A 12,773-nucleotide genomic window follows, 5' to 3' on the forward strand; every position below is an offset into this window, starting at 1 on the left:
CGTCGGCGGTTTGTCCTACCGTGTGTAGTGATATCGGAGGCCGGGCACGCAAGCACCAACAACAACTCCACTATGTGTTGTCCTCAGGCTAAGACAGATCCGCCAAGGCCACCGCGCTCTAAAGCTCATGAACAATGGGTGGCGTGGTGCAAACGGCCTTGGCGATCTCGACCACATGCCGGTGATGGGTCAGGTAAATCGCCTGTCCTCGTCCACCTATGGTTTCCATGACGCGACACGCGGCACTGGTGCGCGCCTCATCGAAGGTTTCAAAAATATCATCGCAGAAAAAGGGAAGTGTCGTGCCTTGAGCGACAAGCTGATCATGCGCCGCTGCACGCAGGGCCAGATACAGCTGGAACCGCGTGCCCTTTGACATTTCATCCGCCCTTTTGCTGACGCCATTATTGTCAACGGCCAGCAAAACCTCGCTATCCTTGTCGATCTGGGTGCTGAGGGAGGGGTAGGCACCATGTGTGAGGCTGGAGAAACACTGCTCTGTCGCCGTTAGCATTCCGCTGCGGTGACTGTCACGGTAGCGTCGAATTGCGTCGGAGGCGAGGTGATGACCCAAGGACAACTCAAGATGCTCCACTGCAGCGTCCTCCAACTGAAGTTCCAGCATCGCCTTTTGTTCGACCAGCGTGGCAACCGCGTCGTCGCCCTTGATCGCGGCAAGGGCATGTTCCGCCGTGACCCGCGCTTGGATTGATCGGGTCAGCTCTTCTTCGGCGTGGGCAAGGTCGGAGCCGTGGCTTTCCAGTGCGGCCTCCAGTGCGGTGACCGAGGTTTGAGAAAGCTCAGCCCGAGCCGCCTCCATATCGGTGGTTTCAAGCTCGGACAGGACTTCGCGGGTGCGCTTTTCAAGCAAGGCGCGGTCTTCGATCACCTTCTGTGCGCGGGTTACGACCTCACGCAGACGATCAACATCCTGCAGCGCGTCAGGCTTCGGGAAGATTGATGCGATCGCCGCGACCTCTTGATCGATGGCATTTTGCGCTTTTGTGTGGGTGTCTTTGTCGGCCTTGGCGGCCGTTATTGCAGTGTCGATTGCCTCGCGCTTCTCCCGGGCCAAGCGCGCGTCTTCGGCGAGTGATTTGAGCGCCGCGTATGCTTCGGCGGCCGTGGTTTGGGCTGGAACATCATGAGCGTGCGCTAAGGTGCTGATTTCCGTGATGAACTGCCTTTGGTCGGCCTGCATTGTTGTGACCCTTCGCGCAGCATTCGCGCGGGTCTTCTCGTACTCGCGCAAGGCGCGCAGCGGTTCCAAAGAGGCCATCAGACGTTCTGGCGAAAGCAGCGCTCCGGCAAGGTCATTGACAAGCGCGCGCCAGGTCCGGTCGGCACTTTCCTTGGCTTTAAGTGCGTCTGCGTGGCGCTCTCTACGACGGCAAAGATCACGTTGCGCCTGTTGCAGTACGTGCTCGGCCTTTACACGCATCTCTGCGCGTTTGCGCTCCTCCTCGGCCAGACGTCTTGCCGTTTTCAGGGCGATATCGAGATCTGCAGGAGCGACCGGCAGAACAGCTGAAAGCTCTGCCATCAGGGCGTCGGCGCGCTGAAGTGTTGATTGATGCGCCTCTTGCGTTTCCCAGAGGGCCTGCGCGTCGTCACTGGCCACCTCGTGTCGATGCACCCATTCCAGCCACTCGGCAGGCATGATGCTGGCGGCAAGCCCCACTTGGGTTGCTGCCGCATGGACCGCCGCCTCGATGGTAGAGAGTTCTTGGCGCAGGGATGCGAGACGCGTTTCGGTCTGTGCTGCGCGTGCGCGCGCCTCAGCTTCGGCCTGTGAAATCTCGCGCAGCTGTGCCAGTTCGCGATGCTGCGCCAGTCGCGCATCTGCGGCATTGTCATGCAGTTGCATCGCCGTGTGAAAACTGTTGGCAGTGCCGGTGTCTAATGCGGCGAGATGCTCTGACCATCGAGCGTCACGCAGTCCGCGCAACTCCTCAGACTCTGCGTCAGAGACAACCTTTGCACTCCGTGTCAGTGCGTTGGCGTGGGCGGCGCGCGCCTCCGCATCCTCTAGGTACTCGTCCCGTTTGTCCGTCGTCTTACGAAGCTCGCGCAGCACGTCCTGATGGCGTTCGGACCAGATTATTGCCTGCTGGCGCGAACTTGGGCAGACGGGCGGCGCGTCGAATGTGACACCGTTAAGGGCGAGCGCCGAAAGGTCTCGTCGGAGCTTGGCCTGCGCAACCCCGATTGCTTGCAGCGCAGCTGCATGGGCGGGCGCAAGACTGTCCGCATCAAACCGGAGCAGAATGTCACCAACCTTTTCCGGAGCCTCGGAGGAGGGCATGTCAGCTTGCAAGGCTTGGGTGGCGGCGTCCACGCGCTCTTGCAGTTCTACGACTTCGTCGGCCTCGGCCGCTTCTTTTGAAATGGCCAAGCGCAGCCGCTCTCCGGCAGTCTCCAATTCGGCGATATCGGCGCTCGACAGGATAAGGTCTTGCAGATCCGTATCCGGCGATGTGATGCCTAGATCCACGGCTGCCTGCCGCATGGCTGTCTCTGCCGCTTGATGTTCGTCCTGTCGCCTTTTGAGGTCGAGATGTGCGGTGCGGTCGCGCGCAGCAAGATCCTCCAGCGCTTCCAAGGCGGTCGCGAGCTCAAGACGCTCTGGCGCAACCGCGAGCGCTGCGCGATCTTTTTCCAGTGCCGCGATTTCATCGGTCAGGCGTGCAATGTTCTGCGTGGCGACGCCGCGATCACTGCGCAGCTCAATCAGGCGCTCGGGATGAAAGTCGAGATGCTCGGGATAGTCGGACCAAGGCGCTATGTTTTGCTCAAGCTCGCGTATCTCAGCGATCAGCGGCAGTGCGCGTCGTTGCGCCTCTGTGCGGGCCTTCGCTCTGTTTAACGCATCGCGTGCCGTGCGCGCAGCCTGTTCGGCGACCTGTGCCTTCCCAAGATCTCGTTTGAGCGCCTTCCACGCGCTGGCGGTCACGTCGCGCGCCTTGATGTCCTTTTCGACTTCCATCAGGGCGCGTTTTAGTTCTGCGATGCGTGTGGTGCGGCCGCGTTTTTTCCAGAGCGCGTCAGCTCTTTCACGAATACCGTCCAGAACGCTGCTGAGGTCGGCGACCCCCGCCGCAGCAGAAAAGAGCAGGCGCCCTATATCGCCTTCGGCGTTGGCGATTTCTTCGCCGCCCCTTTCGATCGTTTCATCGTCGAGGCAGAGAAGGCGGCGGTAATCCAGTTCTGATAGGCCGGCCAAATGAGCGGACAGCGCCGCTTCCGGTACGGGAGTACCAGTATCATCCACCAGCGCGCCGTTACTGGTAGGCAGACGGGTGAAATTTCGCAGCTCCCCGTCGAAATCCAGCATCGCGGAGATTTTCAGGTTCTTGCGCGGGTGCTTGAACGCGTAGCTCTCGCGTGTTGGAAAGCCGTAAAACAGCCGCAAGACGGCTTCCATCGTGGTGGTTTTACCAGCTTCGTTGGGGCCATAGATGATGTGAAAATCATGTCCATCACCCGCAGCTCCGAAGTCGAACTGCCGGTTGGTAAAATGGCCGAAGCGGTCGAGGGAAAGCCGTTGGATCCGCATTACTTCTCCACGCCCTTCATCTGCGCGAGCACAAGATCTGCGCCCGCTTTCGCGAGGCGCTCGACCAAGGCATCTCGCTCGGCTTCATCCGCCATCAGCCTGTCGCGTATTGTGGCAGGCAGAGCTTGCAGAACTGTCTCAACCTCGGTGCGCGCGAGCTCCGTGAACCCCGGTTCCGTGCGGATCGTCGCCATGGTTGTGGCCAGCTCGTCCGAGGCGTTGCCGGCGGTGTCATTCGCGCTTGGTGGTGAAAAGGCGAACAGCAGCTTGTCGATCCAAAGATTTCCAGCGCTCTCGGCGAGTTCGCCCAGTTGTTCGCTCCAGACATCTCGGTCCCTGAGGAATTTCCAATGGCGGGCAGGGCAACCGGTCAGAGTCAAGCGGAGGACGCCTGCGGGTGCAGAGATTGCGTGCCGCTTCTCTTTTAGGTGGGCCTTGAGCAGTGCGCGCAGGGTCTCGTTATTGTCGGCTTCAGTCACGTCCAGCTCGGTATGGACAAATTCTACGACAGATGTGGGCACTTCACTCACATTGATGCATCCACGATCAATCGTCAGAAGTGTCGCGGACTTGGGGCCAGCCTCGCCGATATCACGGCCCTGTGGCATGCCGGGCATCACAACCCATGGTGTTCGCGAATGTACCTGCCGCTTGTGGATGTGACCAAGCGCCCAGTAATCAAACCCCATCTCGGTCAGTGCGGTGACGCTGCAAGGGGCATAGTCATCATGACCTGCAGCCCCCCCAAGAGAGCTGTGCAGCATGGCAATGTTCACCGCACCCGGCACCGGTGATTTGAAGCGCGGGAGAAGGCTGTCCGGGGCATGGCTATCGGCAAAGCTGACACCGTGAATCCAGATGTCATCGGTCAGTTGTTTCTTGCCCCCGCGCGCGTCGAATACATGCACATTGGCGGGCAGGTCGAGGGCTCCGGCTATCGGATTCTCCGCGTCATGGTTTCCCTTGATGTAGAAGACTTCGATACCCGCTTCACCAAGCCGATCCAGTTCTGCCAACAAGAAAGCGCCGGTTGTAGCCGTGCGTTCCTTGCCGTCGAAGAGATCACCGGCAATCAGAAATGCGGCGACCTCCTCGGAAATCGCACGGTCGATCAACTGGCTGAAGGCACTTCGGGACGCTGCTGCAATGGTGTCGCGCAGGCCAGAATTTCTCAGCGCAAGTGATCGGAGTGGTGAATCCAAGTGGAGGTCGGCAGTGTGAAGTATTTTTATCAATATTGTCCCCTCGTCGGGGCGAATGAAGCAAGAATCCAGGCTCGGAACAATAGAGAAAGCCTTGTCTTGCGTCGTTGAGTAGCCCGCCAAGCGCTGCTGGCTTTTGTTATCAAGAGTTTGCGGGAGATTACATCAAAAGCTCACCCGCCTGCGGATCTATGAAATCCACCCCCCTGTTTCCGGATCGCCGTCGTATGGCCGCACAACAGGAGAGGCGGCGCGGCAGATCCTGTCCTGCTTCCGTCAGGCGTCAAAGTAAGGTCAGAGGGCGTCGCTGCACAGTTGCTGCGGTTTTGCTGTGCGGACCCAGCTGAAGGTCTCGCCCAAGTGTTTCTTGCCGATGATGGCACGCGTTGCGTAGGAAACCGTCGCGAATACGGGCAGCTCACCGGTGGCGGCAGCCACGCCCAGGTCGACCGCTTCGTCTATGCTGGCTCCGTAATAGGCGCGCGCTTCGATCACATTGTGCGACGTCATTGATATGATGAGATTGAGGTCTTCGCCGTCTCCGGGATCATAAAATCGACCTGCATATGACTGAGGCTCTTTGGTTGCTTCGAGATCGGAGATGACGACACTGTTGCAGATCTTTTCCCCCCAGGCGAAAAGGTCAGGGTTGAAAGCGTCGCGCGCGTTTGGGTCTCCCTCAAAGACAACAAGCCGACCGCAGAGCTTTTCTGATCCCGTCTCACAGGGTTCTATCAAGACGGTATTGGGGGCATCGCTCAGTGTCCAATACCCTTCCAGCGGGCTGATGGCTCTGGCCACAATCTCCCCTTCCTGATCGGAGGCCGCACAGGCTCCAACGGCAATGGATACCAAAAGTGCCGTGTCGCGCAGGGTCAGTCCGGATGTCGGCCACCCTCCGCTGGATTTTGTGATTTTCATTGGCCGCTCCCTGCCTCTGTCAGATGTTTCGCGAGTTAGCGGCAGAGCGTTGGGATCGCGCGCAGAATATGTGGAGGCGTCGTGAAGGAGGGGCCGATCGGGTGTCAGGCCGCCGACACAGTTCTGGTCAGCATGTCAGCGGAGGCCGGAATTCGGCCGAGAAGGGACGGGCACAGGATATCGCGCTGGGGCACGCCGGGCTGCGGCAGATGAACGGGGGCGTCGAGAGCCTTGTGGCTCCGCTTCTCCGGGCCCGCGTCATGGCGGGCCCGGTGAGCGGCACATAGTGCCGTGGTTGGCGATCACGTGTCGTCCGGTGCGACTGTTCGGGACAGACGGCTCAGTGCGCCATCAACCCCGGTAGCCAGGTGCCGATCGCAGGTTGCCAGACGATCAATGCCAATACCGCGAGCTTGATGACAAGGAATGGCGTCACTGCCGCATATATATGCTTCATGCCGATCCCCTCGGGCGCGACGCCACGCATCACGAACAACAGCAGGCCAAACGGCGGGGTCAGCAGTCCGATCTCCATGGTCAAGAGATAGACGACGCCGAGAACCAGCTCGTTGATGCCCAGTTGCGCCGCCAGCGGCACAAACACCGGCACCGTGACCATCAGCATCGAAACCTGATCCACGAAACATCCCAGGAACAGCAGGATCAGGATCATGCCTACCAGCACCATCGTCGGGGTCGGGTCCACCGCATTGATTGCAGCGATCAGACCATTGGTGGCGCCACTGAACGACAGAACCTGCGCAAATGTCTGGCTGGCCGCCATGATGAAGAGGATCATCACCGAGAGTTTGACCGTTTCCATCAATGCCTTGGCGATCTTGCTCAGCGACAGGGCGCGATAGGCGGCCCCGATCACAAGTGCTGCGAGACAGCCAAGAGCGGCGGATTCTGTCGGGGTTGCAAACCCCATCAGCAGGCTTCCGATCACCACCGCGAACAGCACGGACAGGGGCGCGACGTAGATCATGAAGGGACGCCAGCGCTCTGCAAGTGTCATCTCAGGCAGATCATCCGGCGGGGCAACGCTGGGGTCCAGGATGCTGCGACCGATGATGTAGACGACAAAGGCACCGGCCAGCATCAGTGCAGGGATCACGCCCGCGATCAGCAGGCCCGAGATGGAGATGCCCGCAAGGCTGCCGACCAGAACGGCCAGGGCTGACGGGGGGATCAGCATCGCGATCGCGCCAGAGGCCATGATCGGCCCCATGGCCATCGTCGGATGGTAGCCGCGTTGCAGCATGCCCGGCATCAATGTGGAGCCCAGCATGGCCGTATTGGCGATGGTAGAGCCGGACAGAGCGGCAAAGATCGTGCCGCCAAAGACGGTGACCACCGACAGGCGGCCAGGCACCCGGGTCACCACGCGTTCGATCGCATCTATGGCCCGGTGGGCAATACCGGTCTGAAACAGAATTTCCCCCATCAGAATGAACAGGGGTATCGGGGCCATCTGAAAATTGGCCACCGACTGGGTGGAGTTTCGGGCCAGTTGCAGCAGACCACGATCCCCGCCCAACACCTCGAACGCGCCGATCATGGTGACGGTGATAAAGGCAAAGGCGACCGGAAGGCCGATCAGCAGCAGGACCGCCAGCCCCCCCAGCATCAGCGAAAGCGTGAGAATCCAATCCATGGGATTTCCTTTCAGAGGCCGGTCAGCGGCGCAGAGTCTTCGGAGGGTTGGAAGATTTTGCGCAGGAATTCGATCATGCACAGAAGCATCGACAGCGGCAGGACGGTCAGTGTCCACCATTCAGGAAAGGTGAACGCGGTGCGCACCATGGAGCCGCGCGCGTAGGATTGCATCAGGGCCTGCAGCCCGGCCCAGCCAAGCGCGGCACAGGTGATGGCCCCCAGCAGGCAGGTCAGGATTGCGGCGACGCGGGCCCCACGCGGTGGCAGCCCGCGGGTCACGAGGTCGACCTGTACATGGGCGTCCAATCGCAGCACCCAAGGGGCGCCCAGAAAGGCGATGGCCATCAGACCGTACTCGATGACATCAAGCGCGCCGTAGATCACCGGCAGGCCGAGGTTGCGCAGAAACACATTTAACGGGATCACCAGCGTGATCGCCGCAAGGATGGCGGCGGCGAGCACGGCAAGGCCAGTGGTCAGCGCGCCGAAGCAGCGGTTGAAGTTCATCATGGGAACAACGGCGGAGCGACCAGAGGCCGCCCCAGCCACTTCACTTTGTCAGACAGGATTGCAGTTGCTGGCCAAGCTCAGCGTCGATCTCCATCACCTCGCCCCAACCTTCGGATTGGGCGGTCTCAGCCCATAGCTCCTTGTCGGCGCCGTCAAAGGTGACGGTTTCAATGCCAGCTTCCGCCTGTGCGTCTGCTTCGGCCTGATTGCGCGCGATGTTTTCTTCGTTCTGCGTCTCGATCCAGGTGGCGGCCTGTTCCAGCAGCGCCTGTTGATCGGCGCTCAGGTCGTTCCAGCGGTCCATGTTCACCAGGAAGTTCACATCGACCTGATAAAAACCAGGGTCGACCCGGTAGGCTGTCTGCTCGTGCCAACCAAGATCAAGAACCCCCTGGCTGGGCCAGCCATAGCCATCAATCGCACCGCGTTCGAGGGCGGTATAGACCTCGCCCGGGGCGGTACGCACAAGGGTTGCCCCCAATTTTTCAAACATGGCGCGATAGACTGGCGTGGTGCGAATGGTCAGACCGGTCAGGTCCGGACCCTCCAGCGGTTTCGCCAGATACAGGTGATAGTTCATGTTGTCGCCCACGCGGGCGAGGTATTTCACATTCATCTGCTGCTGGTGAATGCTGTCGATCAGCTCATAGCAGCCATTGGCGCGTTGGTCCTGAATGGTGTTTTGCGCCAGATGCAGCGCATCACCGGTGGGCAGCAGGTTCGGATAATAGGCTGTGGTGTTGTTCGCGATATCGACGATGCCAGCCTGAACCGCGTTGCCCAGTTCAAAGGGCGGCACCGCCTCGGGCCCGCCCAGCAGGTCGATCTGAACCAGACCTGTGCCGTTTTCATTGACCCAGTCGACAAAGGCTTCGAAGTCGCGGGAGAAAGTTGTGCCGGTGGCAAAGGCCGTGACAGCCTTTAGCGTCACCTCTTCGGCTTGAACGCCGGCTGCGGTGAAGGTTGAGGCGCCAAAAAACGCGGCAGTGGCGAGTGAGCGGATGGTCATGTTCGGTCTCCCTGGGTGAGTGTGCTGGCGCGGAGCGGGCGCTTCTGAGCCTCTTGGTGTTCCGTATCCATATCGAAAAGCGTAGAGCCTCATTCTCAATTCTTCAAGCATGAAGCTTTAAGTCTGAAATAAAAATGCGACGGATCTTGGGGTGTAGTGATTTTTGCAACCTCAATGCGCCAAGTTACGCAAGAATGTGTATATTTCGCCCGCGCAGCGCACTAGCGCGACGGGGCGATATTTTGATTGTCTCCGTTGGTCCGAACTGGATCTCGCTGCGCCAGCGCCCACTGTGGCGTTGTCTTGTGTTACATGGTCAGTCGAACCATTTGTCGTCCAGCTCTGGCAGTGGAATCGCATCGAGCAGCAGGCGCGTGATGTCGGATTGCGGGGCGGCAAAGACCTGCTCTACGGGGCCGTTTTCCAGAATTTCACCACGGTTCAATACAATGACATTGTCGCATAGGTGCCGGATCACGCTCAGGTCATGGCTGATGAAGGCGATGGTCAGGTTCATCTCCTGCGCCAGCGATTTGAGCAGCGACAGCACCTGCGCCTGGCTGGAGACATCAAGGCCCGAAACGATCTCGTCGGCCAGAATGAACTCCGGCTCTAGTGCGATCGCGCGGGCGATGCCGACGCGCTGGCGCTGCCCGCCGGAAAGCTCATGCGGATACCGCTCGCCAAAGCTGGGATCGAGGCCGACACGTTCCAGCGCCCGCAGGGCCTGATCCCGACGCGCGGCGCTTGCGTTGCGGGTGGACGTGTCATTCGCGTAGCGCGCCAGTGGGGCGGCAACGATGCGCCAGATCTTGTGGCGCGGATTGAGGGACGACATCGGATCCTGAAAGATCATCTGCAAGTTTCGCCGCAGGGGACGCAACGCCGCCTCGTCCAGCGTGGCGATATCTTGTCCATTGAGCAGAACCTGACCGGCATCCGGGCGCAACAGACGCACCAGAACCCGCCCCAAGGTCGATTTGCCAGAGCCACTCTCGCCAACGATGCCGGTGATCTGGCCCCGCGGCAGATCAAGATCGAGACCTTTCAGAACTTCGATCCGGGGTGCGGGGGCAAACAGCGGCTTATGGGCGGTATCGGGAAAGGAAAGGCGCAGGCCGCGCACCGAAAATAACGCCGGAGCGGGAGCAGTCTGTGGGCAGATCAAGGGAGCGGCCATCACAAGATCTCCTCCTGTGCGATCTTTGATTTCATCTGTGCGATCAGTTCGGGCGGCACCGGAGAGAAGCTGCGAGCGGGGTCGGCGTAGCTGGGCGTGGCGGCAATCAGCGCGCGCGTATAGGGGTGGGTCGGATTGGAGAAGATTGCCTCGGTGGTTGAATCCTCCATGACGCGGCCTTGGAACAGCACGGATACTTTCTGGCTGATCTTGGCCACGACCCCCATGTCGTGGGTGACAAACAGCACTGCGGTGCCAACTTCCTTTTGCAACTCTCTGATAAGTTTCAGAATCTGCTTCTGTACGGTGACGTCCAGCGCAGTGGTCGGCTCGTCCGCCACAATCAGGGGCGGCGAGGGTGCAAAGGCTGCTGCGATCAGAATGCGCTGACGCATGCCGCCGGACAGTTCATGCGGGTAGCTGCGCATGACACGCGCCGGATCACGAATTTCGACCCGATCCAGCAATTCCAGTGCCCGCGTCTGCGCACGTTCAGCAGACCAGCCATGGATGCGGGTCAGCGGGTCGGTGATCTGCGGCGCGATCCGGCGTACCGGGTTTAGTGCGGTGAGCGGGTCCTGCGGGATCAGGGCGGCGCTCTGGGCAACGCAATGGCGTCTCTGGGCGGCGTTGAGGTGATCCAGTGCCTGACCCCTGAGGAAGATCTGACCGCGGGTCACCCGTGTCGCCGGGGGCAGGGTGCCCAGAACGGCCTTGCCGATCATCGACTTGCCAGCGCCACTTTCCCCAACTAGCGCGCGCACCTCTCCGGGCTCTAGCGTCAGGTTGACCTGTCTCAAAAGCGGTAAGCCGCTGCGCAGGGACACGGTCAGATTCTGGATGTTCAGCGTCGAGGACATGGTCATTGCAGCACCGGATCAAAGCGTTGTTTCAGCCCTTCGCCGAGCTGAGAGAAGCTCAGCACCGTGAGGAACAGGGCGATCAGCGGGAACAGCAGCACCCACCAGGCAAAGTGGATGGCGTTGCGTCCCTCGGCAATCATGCTGCCCCAGGTCGCCACATCCGACGACAGAGACAAGTTCACGAAGCTGAGGATCGCCTCGACGATCACCGCGATGCCCATCTCCAGCATCAGCAGGGCGACAATCGACGGCAGCACGTTTGGCAGGATTTCCGAAACCAGGGTGGTCAGTCGCCGCGCGCCGCCGATCTGCGCGCTGTCCACATAATCCATCTGCGCCTGCACCATGGTCTCGGCGCGGATCACACGGGCAAAGCGGGTCCAGTCAATCAGGGCGATGGCCACGATGACCGAGGTCAGACCAGTGCCCATGACTGCCACCAGCAACACCGCGAACAGCACCGGAGGAAAGGCCATCCAGATCTCGATGAGGCGAGAGATCACCCGGTCCCACCAGCCGCCGAAATACCCGGCCAACAACCCAAGGGTCGAGCCCACCAGACAGGTTGCCGTTGCCGCGATCAGGCTGACACACAGCGCGATGCGGGTGCCGTAGATGACCCGCGACAGAACGTCCCGGCCCAGACTGTCGGTGCCGAGCCAATAGCCCGGTTCCGTGCCGGACATGAAGAACGGGGGAAGGCGTTCGAGGAACAGATCCTGATAAAGTGGATCATGAGGCGCGATCAGCGGTGCAAAAAGGGCCGCCAGACCCAGCGTGGTGATCCAGGCCAATGGCAACCACAGACGCAGGTTGCGGCGCCCTGAGCGGACACGGGGCGTGGTTTGCAGGGAGACATCAGCCATGACGCAACCTCGGGTTCAAAAGGGTGTAGGACAGATCCACCAGCAGGTTGATGGCCACAAACAGGGCGGCAAACAGCAGCACGATGCCTTGGATCAGCGGCAGATCACGATTGATAACCGCATCAATGGCCATGTTCCCAAGGCCGCCGTAAGCAAAAAGGCGCTCCACGATCACCGTGCCACCGATGAGAAAGGTGAACTGCACCCCAACCAGCGTCAGCGTCGGCAGGGCGGCATTGCGCATGGCGTCCCGCAGGATCACTTGCGTTTCAGAGAACCCGCGCACCCGCGGCAAGGTGGTGTAGTCTTGGATCAGAACCTCCTTGAGGTTCTGCTTCAGCAATTGTGCAATCAACGCCGCCAATGGCAGCGCCAGCGACAGCGCCGGCATCAGCATATGTGAAAACGCGCTGCCAGCGACGTCGAAACGCCCCCGCAAAAGTCCCTCGATAGCCACGAAGTTGGTGAGGAAATCGAACTCGAGCCTCGGATCGAGACGCCCGGAAATAGACAGTACGGGCCAGAGCACACCAAACAGCAGGACAAACAGCAGCCCCCAGAGGAAATCGGGGATTGAGAGCACAGCGCCACTGGTCAGGTCGACAGCGGCCTCCGTCGGACTGCCCCGTCGACGCGCCCCGATCACGGCAGCCACACCGCCGATGGCGACCGCGATCAGCAAGGCAAAGAATGACAGCTCAAGCGTCGCCGGGAGGCGGGACAAGACCAGATCGGCGACCGGCTGGCGCAGGGTGATGGAGGTGCCGAAATCGCCCTGAACCACCCCGCCAATCCAGATGAAGAACTGTTCGACCAGGCTCTTGTCGAACCCGTAGAGGGCTGTCAGCTGGGCGATGTCGTCCTCGCTCGCACCCGGCGGCAGCATCATGGCGATCGGATTGCCTGGTGCCACTCGCACCAGAACAAAGACAACAACCGCAACGCCAAACAGCGTGACGAGGGTCGTCAACAGACGGGACAGCACTGTCCTGAGAAACATCAAAGGT

10 protein-coding genes are annotated in these 12,773 nt (G+C 60.5%); all 10 read right to left on the reverse strand.

What is annotated here, in order from left to right:
• Nucleotides 1–118 precede the first annotated feature (118 nt).
• Nucleotides 119–3,556, reverse strand: a complete 3,438-nt coding sequence (locus CLV89_RS15000; protein ID WP_106164486.1) for a YhaN family protein — start codon at nucleotides 3,554–3,556, stop codon at nucleotides 119–121.
• Nucleotides 3,556–4,791: a metallophosphoesterase family protein gene (locus CLV89_RS15005; protein ID WP_106164487.1), complete on the reverse strand. Its 1,236-nt coding sequence runs from the start codon at nucleotides 4,789–4,791 to the stop codon at nucleotides 3,556–3,558. Before CLV89_RS15005 ends, CLV89_RS15000 begins: the two co-directional genes overlap by 1 nt.
• A gap of 261 nt (nucleotides 4,792–5,052) precedes the next feature.
• The gene (locus CLV89_RS15010; RefSeq protein WP_106164488.1) at nucleotides 5,053–5,679 is read right to left on the reverse strand and encodes a DUF2147 domain-containing protein; all 627 of its coding nucleotides are present in this window, start codon (nucleotides 5,677–5,679) and stop codon (nucleotides 5,053–5,055) included.
• A 340-nt stretch (nucleotides 5,680–6,019) separates the two neighbouring features.
• Nucleotides 6,020–7,336, reverse strand: a complete 1,317-nt coding sequence (locus tag CLV89_RS15015; RefSeq protein WP_106164489.1) for a TRAP transporter large permease — start codon at nucleotides 7,334–7,336, stop codon at nucleotides 6,020–6,022.
• An 11-nt stretch (nucleotides 7,337–7,347) separates the two neighbouring features.
• Nucleotides 7,348–7,848, reverse strand: coding sequence for a TRAP transporter small permease (locus CLV89_RS15020; protein ID WP_106164594.1), 501 nt, complete (start codon nucleotides 7,846–7,848; stop codon nucleotides 7,348–7,350).
• A gap of 40 nt (nucleotides 7,849–7,888) precedes the next feature.
• Nucleotides 7,889–8,857, reverse strand: coding sequence for a TRAP transporter substrate-binding protein DctP (dctP, locus tag CLV89_RS15025; protein ID WP_106164490.1), 969 nt, complete (start codon nucleotides 8,855–8,857; stop codon nucleotides 7,889–7,891).
• A 316-nt stretch (nucleotides 8,858–9,173) separates the two neighbouring features.
• The gene (locus CLV89_RS15030; RefSeq protein ID WP_106164491.1) at nucleotides 9,174–10,037 is read right to left on the reverse strand and encodes an ABC transporter ATP-binding protein; all 864 of its coding nucleotides are present in this window, start codon (nucleotides 10,035–10,037) and stop codon (nucleotides 9,174–9,176) included.
• Nucleotides 10,037–10,903: an ABC transporter ATP-binding protein gene (locus tag CLV89_RS15035; protein WP_207796944.1), complete on the reverse strand. Its 867-nt coding sequence runs from the start codon at nucleotides 10,901–10,903 to the stop codon at nucleotides 10,037–10,039. The genes CLV89_RS15030 and CLV89_RS15035 overlap by 1 nt, the downstream gene beginning before the upstream one ends.
• Nucleotides 10,900–11,766 carry an ABC transporter permease gene (locus CLV89_RS15040; protein WP_106164492.1) on the reverse strand — a complete coding sequence of 289 codons (867 nt, stop codon included), beginning with the start codon at nucleotides 11,764–11,766 and terminating at the stop codon, nucleotides 10,900–10,902. The genes CLV89_RS15035 and CLV89_RS15040 overlap by 4 nt, the downstream gene beginning before the upstream one ends.
• Nucleotides 11,759–12,766, reverse strand: a complete 1,008-nt coding sequence (locus CLV89_RS15045) for an ABC transporter permease (protein ID WP_106164493.1) — start codon at nucleotides 12,764–12,766, stop codon at nucleotides 11,759–11,761. Before CLV89_RS15045 ends, CLV89_RS15040 begins: the two co-directional genes overlap by 8 nt.
• Nucleotides 12,767–12,773: the final 7 nt, after the last annotated feature.

Source organism: Tritonibacter scottomollicae (genome assembly GCF_003003215.1).
Taxonomy (GTDB): Bacteria; Pseudomonadota; Alphaproteobacteria; order Rhodobacterales; family Rhodobacteraceae; genus Epibacterium; species Epibacterium scottomollicae.

Excerpts from the sequence above, each read along its gene's own strand:
- CLV89_RS15040 (WP_106164492.1), bottom strand. The coding sequence starts at position 11,766 with ATGGCTGATGTCTCCCTGCAAACCACGCCCCGTGTCCGCTCAGGGCGC.
- CLV89_RS15035 (WP_207796944.1), bottom strand. The coding sequence starts at position 10,903 with ATGACCATGTCCTCGACGCTGAACATCCAGAATCTGACCGTGTCCCTG.
- CLV89_RS15015 (WP_106164489.1), bottom strand. The coding sequence starts at position 7,336 with ATGGATTGGATTCTCACGCTTTCGCTGATGCTGGGGGGGCTGGCGGTC.
- CLV89_RS15045 (WP_106164493.1), bottom strand. The coding sequence starts at position 12,766 with ATGTTTCTCAGGACAGTGCTGTCCCGTCTGTTGACGACCCTCGTCACG.
- dctP (WP_106164490.1), bottom strand. The coding sequence starts at position 8,857 with ATGACCATCCGCTCACTCGCCACTGCCGCGTTTTTTGGCGCCTCAACC.
- CLV89_RS15010 (WP_106164488.1), bottom strand. The coding sequence starts at position 5,679 with ATGAAAATCACAAAATCCAGCGGAGGGTGGCCGACATCCGGACTGACC.
- CLV89_RS15030 (WP_106164491.1), bottom strand. The coding sequence starts at position 10,037 with ATGGCCGCTCCCTTGATCTGCCCACAGACTGCTCCCGCTCCGGCGTTA.
- CLV89_RS15020 (WP_106164594.1), bottom strand. The coding sequence starts at position 7,848 with ATGATGAACTTCAACCGCTGCTTCGGCGCGCTGACCACTGGCCTTGCC.
- CLV89_RS15000 (WP_106164486.1), bottom strand. The coding sequence starts at position 3,556 with ATGCGGATCCAACGGCTTTCCCTCGACCGCTTCGGCCATTTTACCAAC.